The organism is Oscillibacter sp. KLE 1745 (genome assembly GCF_000469445.2).
GTDB classification, from domain to species: Bacteria; Bacillota; Clostridia; order Oscillospirales; family Oscillospiraceae; genus Oscillibacter; species Oscillibacter welbionis.
The window spans coordinates 11,926-32,659 of record NZ_KI271680.1 but is presented as its reverse complement, the minus strand read 5'-3'; the positions used below and the strand labels follow the sequence as shown (position 1 = coordinate 32,659).

Annotated in this window: 21 protein-coding genes; 8 read left to right on the top strand and 13 right to left on the bottom strand. The window is 63.1% G+C overall.

The window, feature by feature from the left end:
- Nucleotides 1–2: 2 nt before the first annotated feature.
- Nucleotides 3–473 carry a MarR family winged helix-turn-helix transcriptional regulator gene (locus HMPREF1546_RS02665; protein ID WP_021749459.1) on the bottom strand — a complete coding sequence of 157 codons (471 nt, stop codon included), beginning with the start codon at nucleotides 471–473 and terminating at the stop codon, nucleotides 3–5.
- A gap of 160 nt (nucleotides 474–633) precedes the next feature.
- On the opposite strand from HMPREF1546_RS02665, the gene HMPREF1546_RS02660 reads away from it, so the two are divergent.
- The 3 genes from HMPREF1546_RS02660 to HMPREF1546_RS02650 all read left to right on the top strand — a co-directional run bounded on the left by HMPREF1546_RS02660 (nucleotide 634) and on the right by HMPREF1546_RS02650 (nucleotide 5,134).
- Entirely contained in the window at nucleotides 634–1,395 is a 762-nt protein-coding gene (locus tag HMPREF1546_RS02660) for a threonine/serine exporter family protein (RefSeq protein ID WP_021749457.1), read from the top strand.
- A 15-nt stretch (nucleotides 1,396–1,410) separates the two neighbouring features.
- A complete protein-coding gene (locus tag HMPREF1546_RS02655) occupies nucleotides 1,411–1,881 on the top strand; it encodes a threonine/serine exporter family protein (protein WP_021749456.1) in 471 nt (156 codons plus the stop codon).
- Between the two features lie 112 nt (nucleotides 1,882–1,993).
- A complete protein-coding gene (locus tag HMPREF1546_RS02650) occupies nucleotides 1,994–5,134 on the top strand; it encodes a UvrD-helicase domain-containing protein (protein WP_021749455.1) in 3,141 nt (1,046 codons plus the stop codon).
- Nucleotides 5,135–5,213: 79 nt separating this feature from the next.
- On the opposite strand, the gene HMPREF1546_RS02645 is transcribed toward HMPREF1546_RS02650, so the two are convergent.
- The 3 genes from HMPREF1546_RS02645 to HMPREF1546_RS02635 all read right to left on the bottom strand — a co-directional run bounded on the left by HMPREF1546_RS02645 (nucleotide 5,214) and on the right by HMPREF1546_RS02635 (nucleotide 7,871).
- Nucleotides 5,214–6,548: a CCA tRNA nucleotidyltransferase gene (locus HMPREF1546_RS02645; RefSeq protein WP_021749454.1), complete on the bottom strand. Its 1,335-nt coding sequence runs from the start codon at nucleotides 6,546–6,548 to the stop codon at nucleotides 5,214–5,216.
- A 42-nt stretch (nucleotides 6,549–6,590) separates the two neighbouring features.
- Nucleotides 6,591–7,034 (bottom strand): GNAT family N-acetyltransferase, encoded by a 444-nt coding sequence (locus HMPREF1546_RS02640; RefSeq protein ID WP_021749453.1) that lies wholly within the window; start codon nucleotides 7,032–7,034, stop codon nucleotides 6,591–6,593.
- Nucleotides 7,035–7,361: 327 nt separating this feature from the next.
- A complete protein-coding gene (locus tag HMPREF1546_RS02635) occupies nucleotides 7,362–7,871 on the bottom strand; it encodes a helix-turn-helix domain-containing protein (protein WP_021749451.1) in 510 nt (169 codons plus the stop codon).
- 393 nt (nucleotides 7,872–8,264) lie between these two features.
- Here HMPREF1546_RS02635 and murC point away from each other — a divergent pair, with 393 nt between their 5' ends.
- Complete coding sequence (murC, locus tag HMPREF1546_RS02630; RefSeq protein WP_036630415.1) at nucleotides 8,265–9,647, top strand: UDP-N-acetylmuramate--L-alanine ligase; 1,383 nt, start codon at nucleotides 8,265–8,267, stop codon at nucleotides 9,645–9,647.
- Between the two features lie 3 nt (nucleotides 9,648–9,650).
- Entirely contained in the window at nucleotides 9,651–10,187 is a 537-nt protein-coding gene (locus HMPREF1546_RS02625) for a prolyl-tRNA synthetase associated domain-containing protein (RefSeq protein ID WP_021749448.1), read from the top strand.
- Nucleotides 10,188–10,239: 52 nt separating this feature from the next.
- Here the strand turns inward: HMPREF1546_RS02625 and HMPREF1546_RS02620 are convergent, their stop codons facing one another.
- From HMPREF1546_RS02620 to HMPREF1546_RS02590, 7 genes are all read right to left on the bottom strand, one after another.
- Nucleotides 10,240–10,560 carry a multidrug efflux SMR transporter gene (locus HMPREF1546_RS02620; RefSeq protein WP_021749447.1) on the bottom strand — a complete coding sequence of 107 codons (321 nt, stop codon included), beginning with the start codon at nucleotides 10,558–10,560 and terminating at the stop codon, nucleotides 10,240–10,242.
- 146 nt (nucleotides 10,561–10,706) lie between these two features.
- Nucleotides 10,707–11,660: a DUF3658 domain-containing protein gene (locus HMPREF1546_RS02615; RefSeq protein WP_021749446.1), complete on the bottom strand. Its 954-nt coding sequence runs from the start codon at nucleotides 11,658–11,660 to the stop codon at nucleotides 10,707–10,709.
- Between the two features lie 36 nt (nucleotides 11,661–11,696).
- Nucleotides 11,697–12,080, bottom strand: a complete 384-nt coding sequence (locus tag HMPREF1546_RS02610) for a DUF2085 domain-containing protein (RefSeq protein ID WP_021749445.1) — start codon at nucleotides 12,078–12,080, stop codon at nucleotides 11,697–11,699.
- The gene (locus tag HMPREF1546_RS02605; RefSeq protein ID WP_036630414.1) at nucleotides 12,070–12,378 is read right to left on the bottom strand and encodes a zinc-ribbon domain-containing protein; all 309 of its coding nucleotides are present in this window, start codon (nucleotides 12,376–12,378) and stop codon (nucleotides 12,070–12,072) included. Before HMPREF1546_RS02605 ends, HMPREF1546_RS02610 begins: the two co-directional genes overlap by 11 nt.
- 201 nt (nucleotides 12,379–12,579) lie before the next feature.
- Entirely contained in the window at nucleotides 12,580–13,971 is a 1,392-nt protein-coding gene (gene gltA, locus HMPREF1546_RS02600) for an NADPH-dependent glutamate synthase (protein WP_021749443.1), read from the bottom strand.
- Nucleotides 13,972–13,973: 2 nt separating this feature from the next.
- A complete protein-coding gene (locus tag HMPREF1546_RS02595) occupies nucleotides 13,974–14,816 on the bottom strand; it encodes a sulfide/dihydroorotate dehydrogenase-like FAD/NAD-binding protein (protein ID WP_021749442.1) in 843 nt (280 codons plus the stop codon).
- Between the two features lie 169 nt (nucleotides 14,817–14,985).
- Nucleotides 14,986–15,651, bottom strand: coding sequence for a Crp/Fnr family transcriptional regulator (locus HMPREF1546_RS02590; RefSeq protein ID WP_025545017.1), 666 nt, complete (start codon nucleotides 15,649–15,651; stop codon nucleotides 14,986–14,988).
- Nucleotides 15,652–15,841: 190 nt separating this feature from the next.
- Here HMPREF1546_RS02590 and HMPREF1546_RS02585 point away from each other — a divergent pair, with 190 nt between their 5' ends.
- Nucleotides 15,842–16,291, top strand: coding sequence for a CBS domain-containing protein (locus HMPREF1546_RS02585; protein WP_021749439.1), 450 nt, complete (start codon nucleotides 15,842–15,844; stop codon nucleotides 16,289–16,291).
- 53 nt (nucleotides 16,292–16,344) lie between these two features.
- Here HMPREF1546_RS02585 and HMPREF1546_RS02580 read toward each other — a convergent pair whose 3' ends face one another.
- Nucleotides 16,345–16,947, bottom strand: coding sequence for a 4'-phosphopantetheinyl transferase superfamily protein (locus tag HMPREF1546_RS02580; protein ID WP_021749438.1), 603 nt, complete (start codon nucleotides 16,945–16,947; stop codon nucleotides 16,345–16,347).
- A gap of 225 nt (nucleotides 16,948–17,172) precedes the next feature.
- On the opposite strand from HMPREF1546_RS02580, the gene dnaG reads away from it, so the two are divergent.
- Both dnaG and rpoD read left to right on the top strand, forming a co-directional pair.
- The gene (gene dnaG, locus HMPREF1546_RS02575; RefSeq protein WP_036630413.1) at nucleotides 17,173–18,966 is read left to right on the top strand and encodes a DNA primase; all 1,794 of its coding nucleotides are present in this window, start codon (nucleotides 17,173–17,175) and stop codon (nucleotides 18,964–18,966) included.
- Nucleotides 18,956–20,416: an RNA polymerase sigma factor RpoD gene (gene rpoD / locus HMPREF1546_RS02570; protein WP_021749435.1), complete on the top strand. Its 1,461-nt coding sequence runs from the start codon at nucleotides 18,956–18,958 to the stop codon at nucleotides 20,414–20,416. Before dnaG ends, rpoD begins: the two co-directional genes overlap by 11 nt.
- Nucleotides 20,417–20,476: 60 nt before the next feature.
- Here the strand turns inward: rpoD and HMPREF1546_RS02565 are convergent.
- On the bottom strand, nucleotides 20,477–20,734 hold a 258-nt coding region (locus HMPREF1546_RS02565; protein ID WP_021751654.1), incomplete at its 5' end, for an HRDC domain-containing protein.

Below are 20,734 nucleotides of genomic sequence, written 5' to 3'. Positions count from 1 at the left end.
CATCAGTCTCCTATCGCAGCGGTCTGTAAAAAAGCTTCCGTCTCCGCCCGAAAGGCATCCAGCAGCTTCTGGCTCAATGCCACAAGCGCCGACCGCTCCTCCTCGGTCAGGCGGGCGGCCGCGGCGCTCTCTACGCCGAACACGCGGTCCACAGTGCGGCGGAGGAATGTCTCGCCCGCCTCTGTCAGACAGACCCGCTTGTTTTTCAGATTGCCGTCCGCCGCCTCCAAGCGGAGGACTCCCTCCTCCACCAGCTTTTTCAGGGCGGAATTCACCGTCTGCTTGGGTAGGGACAGCTGCTCGCTCAACTGGGTCTGGGTCAGGGGCGCCTCCTCCGACCGCAGGGTGTACAGCAGCCAGAAGGCGCAGTCCGGCAGGCCGCAGGCCCGGGCCAGACGGTGGTACAGCAGGGTATTCTCATTGTAGATTCGGTCATTGGATTTCCAGAAAGCATCCAGAACTTCCTGTCCCATCGAATCCCTCCCGTCTTATTTTGTCCGATTTCGGACTATTCGATTATACAGAAACCGCTCCTTTTTGTCAAGGGCTCCCCTGCGCGGCGCGTTTCGTCAAAATATCCCTTGTGTTTTTTCCAAAAATCGCATATCTTAAAAAGGCGAGAGGAGGCGTTTTATGGATTCGGACAAGCTGTTGAATCTAGCCACATCGCTGGGCTGCCTGCTGGCAGAGAGCGGCGCGGAAATCTCCCGTGTGGAGGAGTCCGTCTACCGGCTGCTGCAGGCCTACCAAGGCAAGGACGCCCAGGTGTTTGCCATCCCCAGCTGTTTGATTGTCAGTTTGATGGCGGAGGATGGCCGTCCGGTGACCCGGATGCGCCGGATCAGTGCCCACGGCACGGATCTGGAGCTGCTGGAGAGCTGCAACGCTTTATGCCGCCAGCTCTGCCGTACCGTACCGCCCCTGGACGAGGCCCGGGCCATGGTGGACCGCCTCCCTGCCTCCTGCCGCCGCCACCGCCCCGCCACGGTGCTGCTGGGCTACGGTATCGCCCCCGCTTTCTTCTGTCCCCTGTTCGGCGGCGGGTTTTGGGACAGCTTGAGCGCCTTCTTCTGCGGTCTGGTGGTGGGCACCTGCCTGCTCTTCGGCGGCAGATGGCTGGGCAGCAACAGCTTTCTGCGGACGCTGGTATGCAGCGGCATCGCCTCCCTGCTGTCTCTTCTGCTGGTGCGGGCGGGCCTGGGGAATAATGTGGACCTGGTGACCATCGGCGTCCTGATGCTGCTGGTGCCGGGCGTGGCCCTGACCAACGCCATGCGGGAGATCGTGGCCGGCGACACCTACTCCGGACTCAGCCGGACGGCGGAGGCTATTCTGATCGCCACGGGTATCGCTCTGGGGGCCGCTGTGGGCCTGGGCATCGGGTATATTCTGTAAAGGGGATCTACTTTTATGGATATCTGGTCTCAATATGTTCTGCCCTGCCTGTGTGCTTTCGCCGGCTGTATCGGATTCACTCTGGTGTTCAATATCCATGGCCCCGGCAAGCTGATTGCCGGCTGTGGCGGCGCTCTGGGATGGCTGGTGTATCTACTGGCCGGCAAGACCATCCTGGCAGGCTTTTTCGCCGCCATGGCCATCAGTCTGTTCTCGGAAGTCATGGCACGTATCCGCCGCTGCCCCGTCACCGGCTATCAGCTGGTGGCCCTGCTGCCCCTGGTGCCCGGCGGCGGCATCTACTACGCCATGGGCTACTGTCTGGAGGGCGACACAGAGCAATTCCTCAGCGCCCTGCTGGGCACTCTGGGCATGGCGGCCGCCCTGGCGGTTGGGGTCATCCTGGCCTCCTCCCTGTTCCGGGCAGTGTTCCCGCGCCTGGCTCGCGTCCCGAAGCGCATGCCCTCCGGCAGGCAGAACCCATAAATGATTTTTTCAGCAGCCCGGCGGAACACGCCGGACTGCTTTTCTCCGCCTTGCACCGCCGGACAGAAGAGATTATAATGGAATCGACTTGATTCGACAGAGGAGGACTTCCATGTACATTGCCGACCTCCACATCCACTCCCGCTTTTCCCGGGCCACCAGTAAGGACGGAGATCTCCCCCACCTGGACTGGTGGGCCCGGCGAAAGGGCATCCGAATGGTGGGCACCGGGGACTTCACCCACCCCGCTTGGCGCGCCGAGCTGCGGGAGCAGCTGGTGCCCGCCGGAGAGGGCGTCTATACCCTGCGCCAGGATTTGCGCCTGCCGGATGTCGCCCCGGGCGAGGCGCCCCGGTTCGTTATCACCGGGGAGATCAGCTGCATCTACAAGCGCCACGGCAGAACCCGGAAAGTCCACAACCTGATCCTGCTGCCCTCTCTGGAGGCGGCGGACGAGCTCTCCGCCCGGCTGGAGGCCATCGGCAACATCCACTCCGACGGACGGCCCATTCTGGGGCTGGACAGCCGGGACCTGCTGGAGCTGACCCTGGACACCTGCCCGGACGCGGAATTCATCCCCGCTCACATCTGGACGCCCCACTTCGCTCTGTTTGGCGCCTTCTCCGGCTTCGATACCATGGAGGAGTGCTTCGGGGATCTGACCGGCCACATCCACGCGGTGGAGACGGGCCTCTCCTCTGATCCGCCCATGAACTGGCGGGTCTCTGCCCTGGACGGACTCACCCTGGTCTCCCACTCCGACGCCCATTCCCCCTCCAAGCTGGGCCGGGAGGCGGATCTTCTGGACACCGGCCTCACCTACCCGGAGCTGGTCCGGGCCATCCGCACCGGAGAGGGATTCCAGGGCACGGTGGAGTTCTTCCCCGAGGAGGGCAAGTACCACCTGGATGGCCACCGGAACTGCGGCGTCTGCCTGACCCCGGCGGAGACAGCGGCGCTGGGCGGCGTCTGCCCCGTTTGCGGGAAGAAACTGACCATCGGCGTGGAGCACCGGGTGGAGGCCCTGGCGGACCGTCCTGCAGGGTTTCGTCCCGAGGGTGCCAAACCCTTTGAGAGTTTGGCGCCCCTGCCGGAGGTGATCGCCGCCTCCACCGGAGTCTCCGCCGCCGGGAAGAATACCCAGGCGCTGTACGAGCAGATGCTCCATGCCCTGGGGCCGGAGTTCTCCATCCTGCGGGAGGTGCCTGTGGAGGACATCGCCCACACGGCCGGCCCCTGCGTGGCGGAGGGCATCCGCCGCCTGCGGGCCGGGCAGGTGGAGCGCCGGGCGGGCTTTGACGGGGAGTACGGCGTCATCTCCCTGCTGACCCCCGGTGAGATCGCCCGGTTCAGCGGGCAGATCTCTCTGTTTGGCCTGGACCTGCCTGTGCGCAAATCCAAGCCCCGCCGGGAGCTGCAGCGCGTTTTGGCGCCGGAAGCGGCCCCGGCTGCTCCCCAGCCGGAGGCGCTGAATCCCCCGCAGCTGGAGGCCGTCACCTCCACTGCGCCGGTAACCGCTGTGACGGCGGGCCCCGGCACCGGCAAGACCCGCACCCTGGTGGCCCGGATCGCCTGGCTGGTGGAGGAGCGGGGCGTCCGCCCCGGGGAGATTACCGCCGTCACTTTCACCAATCAAGCGGCGGCGGAAATGCGCGCCCGGCTGGAACAGCGTCTGGGTGGCAAGCGGGCGGTGGCGGCCATGACCATCGGCACCTTCCACGCCATCTGTCTGAAACTGCTTGGCGACGTGCGGCTCATCAGCCCCGGCGAGGCCCTGACCATCGCGGAGCAGGTGCTGCGGGAGTCCGGCCGAAAGGGCGGCGGAAAAACGCTGCTCCAGTCTGTCTCCCGGGTGAAAAACGGCGTGTCCCCGGAGGATACCGGTCTGGACGCGGAGCTGTACGACGCCTATCAGGCCCGGCTGCGAGACCTGGGCGCCCTGGACTTCGACGACCTGCTGACCGAAGGACTGAAGCGGGATGTCACCGGCCTGCGGTGCTTCCGTCATGTGCTGGTGGACGAGTTTCAGGATATCAACGATATCCAATACCGGCTGGTCCGGTCCTGGAGCCGGAGCGGGGAGCTGTTCGTCATCGGCGACCCGGACCAGTCCATCTACGGCTTCCGGGGCGCCGACTGCCGGTGCTTCCAGCGGCTTCAAGAGGAGCATCCTGGTGTAAAGGAAATTCACCTAACAGAAAATTACCGCTCTGCTCCGGCCATTCTGGATACGGCCTTGGCAGTGATCGGTCATAATCCCGGCGGGGGCCGAATACTGACTCCCCACTGCCCCGCCGGTCCTGCCGTGCGGCTGGTCCAGGCAGCGGACAGCTTCTCCGAGGCCGTATTCATCGCCAAGGAGATCGGCCGTATGACCGGCGGCGTGGACATGCTGGAGGCCCAGGCCCTGGGCCACGAGCGGACGGTGCGGGCCTTTTCCGATATTGCGGTGCTCTGCCGCACCCACCGGCAGCTGGAGCTGGTGGAGAAATGCCTCCGCCACGACGATATTCCCTGTCTTGTCACCGGGCGGGAGGACTTCCTGGATGACCCGGCGGTTCGGGGGGCGCTGGGCTTCCTCCGTTCCCTGGTGGTGCCAGCAGACAACGCGGCGCTGGAGTCCGCCCTCCGGCTGCTGTGGAACTGCCCGGCAGATCTCATCCAGAAGGCCCAGACGCTCTGCCAAAAGATGGGCACGCTGGACTCGGCGGCCCTGCAGGAGGCGGTCCGGGGCCACGGCATTCTGGAAAACTGGCTGGACCGGGCGGAGGTCTGGCTCCCTCTGGTCCGGACGGAAACCCCCCGGAAGCTGGTGGAACAGTGGGAGGAACAGTACGGCACCTCTCCGGCCCTGGAACGCCTGCGGAACACGGCGGTATTCCACGAGGACTTCGACAGCCTCTGGGATGCTCTGGTCCTGGGCCAGGAGGCAGACCTCCGGCGGGCATCCGGCAAACACTGGGCCTCCGGCGCAGTGCGCCTGATGACGCTCCACGGTGCCAAGGGTTTGGAATTCCCTGCGGTGTTCCTGGCGGGTCTCTCCGCCGGAGCGATGCCCCTGGAGTCCCCCGGCCGCCCGGCGGATGCGGAAGAGGAGCGGCGGCTCTTCTTTGTGGGCCTCACCCGGGCCCGGGAGGAACTGATCCTCACCGCCGCGCCGGAGTTCTCTCCCTTCCTGCGGGAACTGCCGGAGACGGTGGTCCGGGAGACCACCGGCCGCCGCCGGGAGGCGGAACAGCTGCGCCTGTTCTGATCGCTTCCCCTTCTCCCAGTTCATACCAAAAGCCCCGGGCACACGTGTGTGTCCGGGGCTTCTCTCTTTTCCGTTGCCTTCAGCCTCGGTGTGCCCGATCCCTGACAGCGGCCAACAGCGCGTGACGCTCGTTGGGCAGGGAGTCATCCAGCACAGCGTTCAGCAGTTCCCGCAAAGTCTGTCCCACCGCGGGGCCGGAGAGTCCCATGGCCAGCAGGTCCCGCCCGTTCACCGCCAGCTGCCGCAGGGATATGCAGGCGCCCTCCACCAGCAGCTGGTCCAGGATGCATTCCGCCCTGTCGATCTCCCCCTGCAGGAAGCGGTACGCCGGGGCCTGAGCCAGATTGTCCGCTCGCTTCACATCCAGCAGACGCCGCAGGTCCCGCTCCCCCAGTGCCCCCAGTGCCCGAGCCACGCCCGGGCGGGTGCGTGGGATGTTGCGGTCATGCCAAGCCACCAGCTGCACCACCGTCTCCCGGAGAACCGTCTCGGCCCGGAGGCGACCCAGCATGGCCTCCGCCATGCGGGCGCTCTCCGCCGGATGGCCGTAAAAGTGTCCGCAGCCCAGCCCATCCACTGTAAAGCAATTTGGCTTTCCAATATCGTGAAGCAGCATGGTCAGCCGCAGCTCCGGCTCCAGTTTTACTTTCTCCATGGCATGGAGAGTGTGCTCCCACACATCGTAACAATGGTGGCCGTTCCGCTGGTCAAACCCCACCATGGGCAGAATCTCCGGCCAGAAGACGCCAGCCACATCCGGATAGGCCCGCAGGACCTCTGCGGCCCATTTCCCGGACACCAGCTTTTTCAGCTCCGCCCAGATCCGCTCCGGAGCAATGGCTCTCAGCAATTCCCGGTTCCGGTGGATGGCCACCGCTGTATCCGGATGGACAGTGACCCCCAGCTCCGCCGCGAACCGCAGTCCCCGCAGGATGCGGAGGGCATCCTCGCCGAACCGGCGGTCCGGCTCTCCCACACACCGCAGGACCTTCTCCGTCAGGTCTGCCCGGCCGCCCAGAGGGTCGTACAGGGTCCCCTGCAGGTCCGCTGCCATCGCGTTGATGGTGAAGTCCCGGCGCCGCAGATCCTCCTCCAGAGAGTCGGTGAACGTCACGGTCTCCGGCCTCCGGTGGTCCCGATAGGCACCGTCCCGCCGGAGTGTAGTGATCTCTACGCCACCCTGCTCCGTCTTTACGGTGACGGTGCCGTGGCGCAGACCAGTTGGGACAGCCCGGCCGGCAAACAGGGCCATAGTCTCCTCCGGCCGGGCGGAAGTGGTCACATCCCAGTCCCCCGGCATCCGGTCCAGCAGGGCATCCCGGACGCAGCCGCCCACGCACCATGCACCATACCCCGCCGCCTCCAGTGTTTTCAGGATCTCCCCTACCGGAGCGGGGATCGTTACCGTTGTCATGTGCCCACCTCCCTTATGTCCATTCTCCTTGCGTATCGCGGATCAGCTCTGCGGGCCGTCCCATCGCCACTCCATAAGAAGTTCCGCTTCCCCAGTCTCGGGATCCACGCCCTCCTCCAGGACACGGAACCCCTCCCGCCGGTAGAAGGCTGCCGCCCGGAGGTTTTTCCGGTAGACCTGCAGGCGCAGCTGCCCGCGGCTGGTCTTCACGTGGTCCAACAGCTGCCGGCCCACGCCGCCGGACCGGGCCTCCCTCCGGACGAAGATGCCGGCGATGTAGTCTCCCAGAAGTCCGATGAAGCCTGAAATTTCGGCCCGCGCCTCCGTCTCAAAGACCCAGACCTCCGCCCGGGCCAGCGCAGTCCTGACCTCTGCAAAATGTCCCAGCCAATAGGCTGCTGGGATGAAATCGTGGGCTTCCCGGTTGGCGTCCAACCAGATGGCCGCCACAGCATCCAGGTCGCCCTTCCCCATTCTTCGGATCATGGGCCTCCTCCATTCCTCCTGTACCTCGCGCTGCTCTGATGATACCACACCAAGCGACCCGCCGCAAGGCAGGGTCCACCGGATTCTGCCTTTTGAAGTATGATCGTGATTTCACGGAACAAGGAAATCTTCTGTCATTTGGGTGAAACTATGCCTGGATCTCCGCTCCTTCACAGCCGGTCATGTTTCCACCCGTGGGCAAAAGACGTGGGCAGCTGTTTTCCCCGCGGAACACAGCTGCCCATGTTGTCCAGGTGTGGAAGCAAGGCCTTCCGCCCCTCAGGCTGGAATTTCGGGAACTGAATTGCACCCCAAAACAGGCCCGCTCTATGCCTTCTTCCGTGTCAGGAAAATCCCAAGGATTGCTCCTATCAAGAGCATCGGCGCAAACCTGACAAACAGCCATTCAAATGCGTGAAAAGCGACTCCAACAACGGCGGTTTCCGGATCGTGATAATTCCACCCCAGATAAGGACTCCCGCAGTAAATGAAAACTGCGGAAATAATTACGATGGCCGTACACAATCCAATAAGCAGGCAGCGAGCTGTTTTTCGCCGCAGCTCCTTCCCCTGTGCCAGCTGCAAATTTATGATCTCCAGCTTTTCGGAAACCGCTTTCAGGTCATCAGCCTTCGCCGCTGTGACAGGTTCTCCGAGCAGCGTGCTCACAGGTGTTTCAAACGCCTCTGACAGGGAGATCAGCATATCAGCATCCGGAACAGACAATCCCTGCTCCCATTTGGAGATGGTCTGCCGCACCACATTCAGCTTGATCGCAAGTTCCTCCTGCGATAGCCCTTTTGATTTTCTGATGGCTTTGATGTTTTCACATAACATAGGGAATGAACTCCTTTCTGGTTAACGCCATTGTACGAGAAACAGCCTGTTTTCGCAAGCAACGTATATTAACATTTGCGTTCAGACTGTGCAGGCGGCTTTTGGCTTCTTTCTTTTGCGGCAGGCAAGATTTGTTGATTCCTGCGGCACGTATCCAAACCGGCAAATTACCTTCCTCTTACGGCTGCGCTCAGTTTGGTGAAGCCGACGGAATTGGGGCCGCCACCGCTGATCTTGAAACGGGGCCCTGGATTTCTCTGGTTGCATTTTCCGTCTTCTCATACTATAATGAAATATTTGGTAAGGAATTGCAGGTTTTTGGGCAACCTCATGGTATTCCCACAGAATCATCAGCGGCGCGCTGGCAGTGCGCTTCAGATAAGGAGTCTTTTCATGATGAACAATCTCCATCCCATCCGCGACTATATCGTCCCCGGCAAGCGGGCCCATCTGGTGGGCATCGGCGGCGTGTCCATGTGCCCCCTGGCGGAGGTGCTGCGGGGCATGGGCCTCCATGTCCAGGGCTCCGACATGACGGAGAGCGACACGGTCCGCCACCTCCGGTCCTTGGGCATCCCCGTGGCCATCGGCCACAACGCCGAAAACCTGGGGGACTGCGATCTGGTGGTCCGCACCGCTGCCGTCCACGACAGCAACCCGGAGATCGCCGGTGCCGTGGCCCGGGGTATCCCCGTGTACGAGCGGGCCCAGGCCTGGGGTGCCATCATGCAGCGGTATCCCAACGCGCTGTGCGTGGCCGGTACCCACGGCAAAACCACCACCACCTCCATGTGCACCCACATCTTCATGGCGGCGGAGGCGGATCCCACGGTGATGATCGGCGGCACCCTGCCCCTGCTCCACGCCGGCTACCGGGTGGGCCAGGGGGACACCATCATCCTGGAGTCCTGTGAGTACTGCAACAGCTTCCTCAGCTTCTTCCCCACCGTGGCAGTGATTTTGAACGTGGAGGAGGACCACCTGGACTTCTTCAAGGATCTGGCCGACATCCAGCACTCCTTCCGCCGGTTTGCGGAGCTGGTGCCCCCGGCGGGGTCCGTCATCGTCAACGCGGACAACGCCAGCGCCATGGAGGCGGTGGCCGGGCTGGAGCATCCCATCTTCACCTTCGGCCTGGACCATGCCGCCGACTGCACCGCCGCCAATCTGACGGAGGTGGACGGCAGGCCGGTATTCGACGTGATGATCCGCGGCGAGAAATACGCCCGCGTAGAGCTCCACGTCTACGGCCACCACAATGTTCTCAACGCCCTGGCGGCAGCCTCTGCGGCCTGGGCACTGGGCCTGCCGGGCCATGCGGTGGAGACGGGCCTGGCCTCCTTCACCGGCGCCGGCCGCCGATTCGAGCACAAGGGTACCTATCATGGGGCGGAGGTCTACGATGACTACGCCCATCACCCCGACGAGCTCCACGCCCTGTTCACCACCGCCAAGGAAATGGGGTATGAACGGCTGGTGGTGGCCTTCCAGCCCCACACCTACTCTCGCACCGCCAAGCTGTTCGAGCGGTTCGTGGAAGAGCTGAAAATCCCGGACGTGGCCATCCTGGCGGAGATCTTCGCCGCCCGGGAGCAGAACACCTTGGGCATCTCCTCGGCGGACCTGTGCCGCAATATCCCCGGCGCTGTGTACTGCTCCACCCTGGACAAGGCGGCGGCGGCTCTGCGGCAGGCGGCCCGGCCCGGCGACTTGATCCTCACCGTAGGCGCCGGTGACATCTACCGGGCCGGGGAAAAGCTGCTGGCGGGGGTGTGAGCCGTGGAGATCTCAGAGATCCGCACCGCCGCCCCGGCAGAGGGCCGCGCCGCCGTGGAGCTGGAGACCTTTGCCCTGCTGGACCGGCTGCACATCCCCTATGCTTGGGTGGCCCACGAGACCGCCGACACCATCGCCGACTGCGATGTGGTCAGCGAGGTGCTGGGCATCTCCATCTGCAAGAACCTGTTTCTCTGCAACCGGCAGAAGACGGCGTTCTACCTGCTGACCATGCCCGGCGGCAAGCCCTTCCAGACCAAGGTCCTCAGCGCCCAACTGGGCACCACCCGCCTCTCCTTCGCCCCGCCGGAGCTGATGGAGTCCATGCTCCGCTGCACCCCCGGCTCTGCCAGCGTGCTGGGCCTGGCCTATGACACGGAGCGCCGGGTCCGGCTGGTGATGGACCGGGCAGTCCATGACGCGGCCTGGTTCGGCTGCCACCCCTGCAAGAACGACGCCAGCCTCCGCCTGCGGACGGAGGACCTGCTGCATGTCTTTCTCCCCCACACGGGCCACGATGTGACGGTGGTGGACCTGTAACGGCATCTATGGAAAAACGAGGACCGGACCGGTCCTCGTTTTCTGTTTTCCCTCAGTGGGAAGAGGTCAGCTTGATGCCGACAATGCCCGTCAGCAGCAACACGGTGAAAAACATCCGGGCGGCGGTCACCGGCTCCTTGAAGATCAGGATGCCCACCGCCACGGAGCCTACGGCCCCGATGCCGGTCCAGACGGCGTAGGCAGTGCCCAGGGGAAGCGTCTTCATGGCCTGGCTCAGCAAATAGAAGCTGGCCAGCATCCCCGCAATGGTCATCACGGACCAGCCCAGCTTCGTGAAGCCATCGGACAGTTTCAGGAACGAGGACCAGAACACCTCCAGAAGTCCCGCGCATGCCAGAAATACCCATGCCATGCAAATCACTCCTCCTCTGACAGCAAAAAATAAAAGGCGCCCGCGCCCCGCATCTCCAATGGCCTACGGATGCAGGGGCAAACGCCTTTGTCCGCCCGGCGGCGGACCTATATTGATGTTTTATTTTACAGATTTCCCGGGAAATGTCAAGTCCTTTCTACCACAGAGCGGTAAAACCGCTCCCGGTCCTCCCGGAGCATCCGCAGCTCCCCGGTGGAGAGCATCTGCCGGATGCGCTCCGCCAGCCAGACGTCGCCGATGCCCGGCTTCTCCCGGCCCAGAACCTCTCCAATGATGTTGGCGATCTTCGTCTGGCCCTCGGGCAGATGGCGTCGGATCATTTCGTCGTAGAAGTCCTCCCCCACGCTGCGGACCCGGCCGTTCACCACCGCCCGGAGCGGGGCGTTCTCCTGCCGGAGCACCTCCCACCGATGGGCCATAGCGCCCAGCATCACCGGCGGCAGCGGCTCCTCCCGGGACAGGAAGCGTCCGAACAGCTCCGGCTCCACCTCGCCCCAACCCAGGTAGGTCTCCACGACGCCGTCCGGCCGCTCCCGCCAGGGCGGCAGGAACACCACGCGGACGTCGGCCTTTGTGTCTTTCAGCAGGCTGGCAGCGTGGAGCAGACCGCAGGCGCCGTATGGCGTATGGTCCACCCAAATACGGACGGCGTCCCTAGAGCCGCAGGACCTCAATCGCTCCGCTGCCTCCAAATTCCGCTGCCAGTCCCGGTCCGTGGTCTCATCATCACCATCACACCACCGGCGCAGCAGGTCCCACCGGTCCGCCCCCAGCGGTTCTCGGATATCCCCCATATCCAGTCCCAGGGACAAGACCAGTACATCACTCGGACTGCCGCCCAGGGGGATGGCCTCCCGTTCCAGGGCCGCCTGCCGCCGCTGGGCCCGCTGGATCTGGTGGATCTCTTCTCCCGCGGGCGCTTTTCCGTCATCGAAGCCGATGACCGTAGTAGATGTCACATTTCCGCCGTCCTCTGTGCGGCTGAGAACGAATCCGAAGCCTTTCCGTCCGCTCCCGCCGCAGCGCTGGGCCACCCGCAGGGCACCGCAGGTTGACATATCAAAACACAGTTCCAGCATGGTCTTGCCTCCTGGATGTCACGGCTGCTGATCTTCTCAGGGATCCAGCAATGTTTTCCCAAAGCCAAAGCCCCATTGATAGGCCCAGCCCAAGGACGTGAGCAGAAGCACCGTCAGCCCGTAGCCGAAGAGGAGCCCCGTCGCCAGCCGCCGGAGATTACCGCTCTCATAGGGCGTACAGAGCTGGAGAAGTCCGTCCGCAATCAACGGAACCAGCAGCACAGCCGCCACTCCCGCCGGGGGATGGACCGCCCACCAGGTTGCCAGCCCCGCCAGGATGCCCGCCAGCTCCCCGGTGCACCGGGCGCAGATGGGAAAGGGCGTTCCGTCCCGAAAATGGAAAGAGCGATCCGGCCGGCAGTGGCATCCGAAGAGAATCGGAAGCCACCGCCAAAGCCAGCGCCGCAGCTTAATAGGCATACACCGCTGCGCTGATGCCCAGAACCGCCGCCGCAACGTACATCAGTACATAGGCGATCACGCACACCAGGGCGCCGATGCCCGCCGCCTTGGCAGTCCGGGGCTTGGTATCCTTCCATACCAGGAACAAGATCAATCCTGCAATGGGAATACAGCAGCCCAGAAGCCCCCACAGGAAGCCGCCGTTGTCCGCTGCCGGTGGAGGATTATTCGGTCCTCCGTTCTGAGGTGTGCCGCATTTCGGGCAGACCGCCGCATAGTCATCGATCAATGCACCACATTTTCTGCAATAAGCCATCGTTTTTCCCTCCAAGACACAGTTTGCTGCGTTCGCCTCCGCGCTGTCCCAAAGCCGCGTGGCGCCCTCCACCTGAGGGAACCAAGCACCTTGATTGTATCGGTCCCCGCACCTGCTGTCAAGGCTAATCCGACAGATTCCAACCAAAAGGGACAAGGCAGGCAGCTTTCGCTGCCCGCCTTGTAAAAAGTCCGGGAGATCTTACTTCTTGCTCAACGCCTCGTCGATGGCCTTAGCCGCGGTCTTGCCGGCGCCCATGGCCAGGATGACGGTGGCAGCACCGGTGACGGCGTCGCCGCCGGCATAGACATTCTCGCGGGAGGTGAGACCGTCCTCGTTCACCACGATGCCGCCCTTCTTGTTGATTTCCAGGCCCTTGGTGGTGGACTTGATCAGGGGGTTGGGGCTGGTGCCCAGGGCCATAATAACGCAGTCCACGTCCACGTCGAACTCACTGCCGGGGACCTCGATGGGACGGCGGCGGCCGGAGGCATCGGGCTCGCCCAGTTCCATCCGGATGCAGCGGATTCCCTTCACATCGTCGTTCTCGTCCGCCAGCACCTCCACCGGGTTGCAGAGAGTCTTGAAGATGATGCCTTCCTCCTCGGCGTGCTCCACCTCTTCACGGCGGGCGGGCAGCTCCTCCATGCCGCGGCGGTACACAACATAGACCTCTGCACCCAGGCGCTTGGCGCACCGGGCGGCGTCCATGGCCACGTTGCCGCCGCCTACGACGGCCACCTTCTTGGGATGGATGAGGGGCGTGTCGGAATCGGGCAGGTATGCCTTCATCAGGTTGATGCGGGTCAGGAACTCGTTGGCGGACAGCACGCCCTTGTAGTTGACGCCGGGGATGTTCATGAACATAGGCAGGCCGGCGCCGGAGCCGATGAACACGGCCTCAAAACCCATCTCATCCATCAGCTCGTCCACGGTGATGGTGCGGCCCACCACGGTATCGGTCATGATCTTCACGCCGAAGTGTTCCAGCCGGGCCACCTCCTTGGCCACAATGGCCTTGGGCAGACGGAACTCCGGGATGCCGTACACCAGCACGCCGCCAACCTGGTGCAGCGCCTCGAACACGGTGACGTCATACCCCTTCCGGGCCAGATCGCCGGCACAGGTCAGGCCCGCAGGGCCGGAGCCTACCACAGCTACCTTGTGGCCGTTGCTCTCCGGCACGACGGGAGCGCCGCCCTGATGGCCGTGGGTATTGTGATAGTCCGCCACAAACCGCTCCAGACGGCCGATGCCCACGGGCTCACCCTTGATGCCCCGGATGCACTGGCCCTCGCACTGGTTCTCCTGGGGGCAGACACGGCCGCAGATGGCGGGCAGGCTGTTGGTGGAGGTGATGACGCCGAAGGCCTCGTCAAACTTGCCTTCCGCCACCTTGGCGATGAACTCGGGAATATGTACGTTCACGGGGCAGCCGTTCACGCACTTGGGGTTCTTGCAGTTCAGGCAGCGCTTGGCCTCGTCGATGGCCATTTCCTCAGTATAGCCCAGGGCCACCTCGTCGAAGTTCTTGTTGCGGACATCGGGCTCCTGAGAGGGCATGGGATTCTTCTTCAAAGACATATTGGCCATGATTATTCGGCCTCCTTCTTGAACAGGTTGCAGGTCTCCTCATATTTGTGGGCCTCAAAGTCCCGATACATCTGGTTCCGCTTGACCGCCAGATCCCAGTCCACCTTGTGGCCGTCGAAATCCGGGCCGTCCACGCAGGCGAACTTCATCTCGCCGCCCACGCTCAGGCGGCAGCCGCCGCACATGCCGGTGCCGTCAATCATGATGGGGCTCATGGAAACGGTGGTGGGGATGCCGTAGGGCTCCGTGGTCTTGGAAACAAATTTCATCATCACCATGGGACCGATGGCGAACACCTCATCATACTGGTTGCCAGCGTCAATCAGCTCCTTCAGCGCCTCGGTGACAACGCCCTTCTGGCCATAGGAGCCGTCGTCGGTGCAGACCTTCAGTACGCTGCTTGCGGCCCGGAACTCATCCTCCAGGATCACCAGATCCTTGTTCTTGAAGCCGATGACGGCGTGGACCTCGGCCCCGCAGTCGTGGAACTTCTTCAGCACGGGATACGCGATGGCGCAGCCGACACCGCCGCCCACCACGCAGACCTTCTTCTTGCCCTCGGTCTCGGTGGCCTTGCCCAGGGGGCCCACAAAGTCCTGGAGGCTGTCGCCCTCTTTCATGTGGCTCAGCTTTTCCGTGGTGGCGCCCACGGTTTGGACGATGATGGTGACGGTGCCCTTCTCCGGGTTATAGTCGTTGATCGTTATGGGGATTCGCTCGCCGTTCTCATCCACGCGCAGGATGATGAACTGGCCCGGCTGGGCCTTCTTGGCGACCAGGGGTGCCTCGATCTCATACAGGGTGACGGTGGGACGGAGGGCCTCTTTTCTCACGATACGATACATAGTGTTCCTTCTTTCCCGAATGATCGAATTTTGGTATTTGCGGCGATGTATCCTTCGACACGACACATTGTCTATACTTTAACACAACCCCCGAAAGCAGTCAATCCGTTTTTGCGGGGATTCTGCGAAAAAAATAACAAACTTTCCAGCGCCCCTTCGGGCCGGTCAATCATCCTGTACAAAGGGTGATGCGCCGCCCCTCGGACCGGAGGACGCCCTCCTCCTTCAATCGCTTCAGCTCCCGCATCATGGCGCTGCGGTCCGTGGCGATGTAATCCGCCAGCATACTCAGGGAGAAGGGCAGCTGGAAGGTCCGGCTCCCCTCCTTCTCCGCCAGCTGGTTGAAGTAGCACAGGAGCTTTTCCCGGATGGACCGGCGGGAGAGAACGTCCACCCGCTCGGACAGGGCCTGGGCCTTGTCTGAGATCAGCCGCAGCATATTCTGCACCAGCAGGCTGTGATGGGTGCAGGCCCGCTCACACCGCTTCAGAATATGAGGATAGTCGATGAACACCACGTCGCAGGCCGTGCGGCAGACCACTTCCAAGCTGTCCCGGCCGGAGGTGGAAAACGCCAGGCTCTTGCCGAACACACCGCCGGGGCCCAGCTCCTCCAGCACAGTGGCGACTCCCTCCTCGTCGATGCGGATCAGGGATGCCTCCCCCCGCTCCACCACGCCTACGGCGTTGCCAGCCGGGCCGGAGAAGTCGTAGATCACCTCGTCCACCCGATAGCTCCGCTGCACCGCCTGAAAGCAGTCCAGCATCTGCTGGTAATTCTCGTACCCGATGTCCTGAAACAAGGGGCTCTTTTTCAGTTCCTGTGGGGTCAACATCGCGGCCGCTCCCTTCTGTTGCATATATCACATTTTATAATAACAGCCTCTGTCGAAAAAGTAAAGACCGTTCTCCGGCAGATTTCATAGATTATTCACCAATTCCCCAGGCATTTCCTGTATACTTTTTTTAGAAGGCCGGAAAGGCCGAATACGGGCGGGCCCCCGCCCTTAGAAATGAGGCAGCAAAGTGAACATAGCTTATTTTCTGCTCCCGAAGCACAGCGTCGCCTATCTGTACGATGACTGCACCTTCCGTCAGGGACTGGAAAAGATGCGGCACCACGGCTATACCGCCATCCCCGTCATCAGCCGGGATGGGAAATATGTCGGTACAGTCAGTGAGGGGGATTTCCTCTGGCAGCTCCTGTCCAAGGACTGCGAGACCTTGACTGCCTACTCCATGAAGGACATGGAGCGGCTGCAGGTCCGGGACATTCTGCGGGGCAACAGCTATCCTCCCGTCCGGATCACCGTCACCATGGAAGAGCTCCTCCACAGCGCCATGAACCAGAACTTCATCCCTGTGGTGGACGACCTGGGGAACTTCACCGGGATCGTCACCCGAAAAGACATCATCCGCTACTTTGCGGAGCAGAAGGATGCGGCGGAGCCGCTGCCTTTGCGGAAGATCGTATAAACCGACCGGGAGACGGCGGGGCACTGCCCCGCCGCCTTTTTTCTCCCCCGCTTTTATCCCATCATATCATCCAGGGAGTATTTGCGCACCTGGCCTGGCGGGCCCCCGTCCCGGGTGGCCACTCCCGCCACATAGCCCGGAAAGGTGTCCAGAAAATAGAATCGCTCCCCAGGCTGGAGCGGGGTCTCCGACGCCAGCATGGTCCCCACGCCGGCGCCGCTGCGCTTGGCCCGGGCCTCCCGCCGGACCCAGCTCTGGAAGAAGGCCCGTTCCGTGGTCACATCCGCCAGACGCCGCATGGCCCGCTCGCTCACCGGCCGGATGTGCTCGATATCCACCCCCACCGGCTCCCCGGACAGGGCCACCAGCACCGCGCCGGTGGTGTGGCTCAGATTGAAGTGGACCTCTGGGAAATCCGGGAAGTAGGGCTTGCCCAGAGAGGTGAGCCGGATAGGCGGAAGCTCCCGCCAGCGGTACTGCTCCCACAAGGCATGGCGTAGAATGAGATAGGCGCACAGGGGCTCCCGCCGCTTTTCCGACTGCTTGATCCGCAGCAGCCGCTCCTGCCGCTCCGGGGGCAGCAGGGGCAGCATGGCCTCCGTCTCCCGCTCCGTCAGCGGGCGCTCCAACCGGGCCGCCCAAAGCTCGATGGACATCTCACGCCTCCTCTCCGCCGCTTCGACGCTTTTCTACCATTTTACGCAGGCCGCGGCAGTCTGTAAACCCACTGGGCAAAAACTTTTTGAAAAAATCCAGCAAAAAAAGAGGAAATCCCAAAAGAACGGGGTATATCTAAAATGTCTCGTTTTGGGTACGCCCTCGCTTTCGGGTATGACCCTCGGGAAATCTGGCAACACTCACCGAAAGGAGGAGACCTTGACATGCCCTTTCCCCAGAGCTTTCTGGACGAGCTGATGGCCCGGAGTGACATCGTGGACGTGGTGGGCAGCTATGTGCAGCTGACCCGAAAGGGCGCGAATCTCTTTGGTCTGTGTCCCTTCCACAGTGAGAAGACCGGCTCCTTCTCCGTCTCTCCGGACAAACAGATCTACTACTGCTTCGGCTGCAAGCGGGGCGGCGGCGTTATTAACTTCATCATGGAGGAGGAGAATCTCTCCTTCCCGGATGCGGTGCGCTTTCTGGCCAAACGGGCGGGGATGGAGGTGCCGGAGGAGGACGGCGACCGGGAGGCGGGCCACAGGCGCCAGCGTCTGCTGGACCTGAACCGGGACGCGGCCCGGTTCTACTATCAGATGCTCCAACAGCCGGAGGGGCGGGCGGTGCAGGAATATCTGGACCGGCGGAAAATTCGCAGGGCCACGGCAGTGAACTTCGGTCTGGGAGCCTCTCTGGATGCCTGGGACGCGCTGATCCTGGCCATGACGAAGAAGGGCTACACGAAGTCGGAGCTGCTGGAGGCAGGCCTGGCGGTGCAGAACCGGAACGGCGGCCTGTACGACAAGTTCCGCAACCGGCTCATCTTTCCTGTCATCGATGTGCGGGGAGACGTGGTGGCCTTCGGCGGCCGGGTCCTGGACAAGTCTGAGCCCAAGTACATGAACTCCCAGGAGACACCGGTGTACTCCAAACGGCGGGTTCTGTACGGACTGAATCTGGCCAAGAAATCCAAGCGGTCCAACATCATCCTCTGCGAGGGCAACATCGACGTGGTAACGCTCCACCAAGCGGGATTCGACAACGCAGTGGCCTCCATGGGGACGGCTTTGACAGTGGAGCAGACACGGCTCCTCAGCCGGTTCACGAAGGAGCTGGTGCTGTGCTACGACAATGACAACGCCGGCAAGATCGCCACGGAGCGGGCGCTGGAGATCCTGAACAACTCGGAGTTTTCGGTCAAGGTCCTTCAGCTGCCCCGGCGGCGGACGGAGGATGGCGAACTGGTAAAGCAGGACGCCGACGACTTCATCAAGCTCCAGGGAAAAGACGCCTTCGAGGCGCTGCTGACCGGCAGTGAGAACGGCATCGAGTTCCGCATGGCCCAGGCGGCGGGTAAGTACGACCTCTCCAGTGACGAGGCCCGTGTGGCCTACTGTGAGGAGGTCAGCGCCCTGCTGGCCGCCCTTGCCAATCCGGTAGAGCGGGAGATCTACACCACCCGGGCCGCAGAGACCGCCAAGATCACGCCGGAGGCCATGAGGCTGGAGGTCCAGCGGGCCTTCAAACGCCGCCTCTCCCGGGAGAAGCGGCAGGAGCTGCGGCGGGACCTGAACCCGGCGGTCCAGCTCCAGCCCAAGGAGCGGGAGCTGCGATACGACAACATCCGCTCCGCCCGGGCGGAGGAGGGCATCCTGCGGCTGCTGATCCGGGACGAGAGCCTGTTCCCGGAGGAGCCGCCCCTGCGGGAGGAGCAGTTCTCCTCCCCACTGCTGGGCCGTGCCTTTACCACGCTGTGGCAGGCCAAGGCGGCAGGACGCGTCCCCTCCCTGGCGGCCCAGGCGGAGTTCTTCTCCCAGGAGGAGATGAACCATCTCACCGGCGTCTGCCAGCAGCCGGAGTCTCTGCGAAACGGACAACAGGCGCTGGCGGACTACATACGCATCGTACAGACGGAGGCCGAGAAGCGGCTGGGGGGCGGGACTGCCGACCCGCTGCTGGCGGCCACAGAAAAATACAAAGACAAAAAGGGTACTGGAGGAAAGCAGCATGGCAAATGAGTTTGAGTTGAGCCCCAAGGAGCTGAAGAGACAGGCAGACGCGCTCCTGGCGGCCGCAGATGCGGCGGAGAAGGCCGCGGAGAGGGAGCCGGCTGCAAGGTCTGCCAAAAAGTCCACCCGGAAAAAGGGGGAGGAGACGGCCCAGGAGGCCCCCGCCGTCATGACGGACGAGGAGGCCCGGAAGGCCGGCATCCTCCGGCTGGACGACAAGCAGGTGGCTGCGCTGCCCGCAGCCTCCTGGCTGATGAACAACGAAAAACTGCGGGAACTGCTGGCCCGCGGTAAGAAGAAGGGCAAGCTGGACTCCGCAGATCTGATGGACGCGGTGGATGACCTGAATCTGGAGAGCGATCAGATGGATCAGCTCTACGACTCCCTGGAGGCGCTGAACATCGACATCAGCGCCGACGATGCCCTGTTGGCGGACCTGCCGGATGACGAGCCCGCCGCAGAGGAGATCGCCGATGTGGAGGAAGAGGAGCTGGTGGATCCCAACACTCTGGTGAACAGCTTCTCCATCGACGATCCTGTCCGTATGTATCTGAAAGAGATCGGCAAGGTGCCCCTGTTGTCCCCGGATGAGGAGATCGACCTGGCCCAGGCCATGGGCGCGGGCAACGAGGCCGACCGGAAGCTGGCGGAGATCGACCGGCTCCGGAAGGAGGGGCAGGAGATCCCCTACTCCCAGGAGGAGATCGCCGCCTGGAAGTCCGCCCACGCCAAGGGTGAGACCGCCAAGCAGAAGCTGGCGGAGGCCAACCTCCGTCTGGTGGTGTCCATCGCCAAGCGGTACGTGGGCAGGGGCATGCTGTTCCTAGATCTGATCCAGGAGGGCAATCTGGGCCTGATCAAGGCGGTGGAGAAGTTCGACTACACCAAGGGCTACAAGTTCTCCACCTACGCTACCTGGTGGATCCGGCAGGCCATCACCCGGGCCATCGCCGACCAGGCTCGCACCATCCGCATCCCTGTCCACATGGTGGAGACCATCAACAAAGTGATTCGGGTCAGCCGCCAGCTCCTGCAGGAGCTGGGCCATGATCCCTCTCCCAATGAGATCAGCGCGGAGATGGGAATGCCGGTGGAGAAGGTCCGGGAGATCCTGAAAATTGCCCAGGAGCCCGTCTCCCTGGAGACCCCCATCGGTGAGGAGGAGGACTCCCACCTGGGCGACTTCATCCCCGACGAGGGGGCCAGCGAGCCCAGCGAAGCCGCCAGCTTCACCCTGCTGAAGGAGCAGCTGATGGATGTTCTCTCCACTCTCACTCCCCGGGAGGAAAAGGTTCTAAAGCTCCGCTTCGGCATCGAGGACGGCCGCACCCGCACCCTGGAGGAAGTGGGCAAGGAATTCAACGTTACCCGGGAGCGCATCCGCCAGATCGAGGCCAAGGCCCTGCGGAAACTGCGCCACCCCAGCCGCAGCAAAAAGTTGAAGGATTTTCTGAACTGAAAAAACACAGACAGGCGCTGTCCCGCATGGGACAGCGCCTGTTGTCTCTTCTGATCTCCGTCACGACGGAAAGTCCTGGATCACCGTCAGAAAGTCCCGGCCGTACCGCTCCGCCTTGGCGGAGCCCACGCCGCTGACCGCCCGCAGCTCCGCCGTGGTCCGGGGGCGGGAAATCGCCATCTCCCGCAGGGTCTTGTCCGAGAACACCACGTAGGCGGGGACTCCCTGCCGCCGGGCCAACTGGGCCCGCAGGGCCCGGAGGCGGCCGAACAACTCCGCCGCATCCCCCTCCAGCTCCCCGGCCGCCGCCCGGCGGGG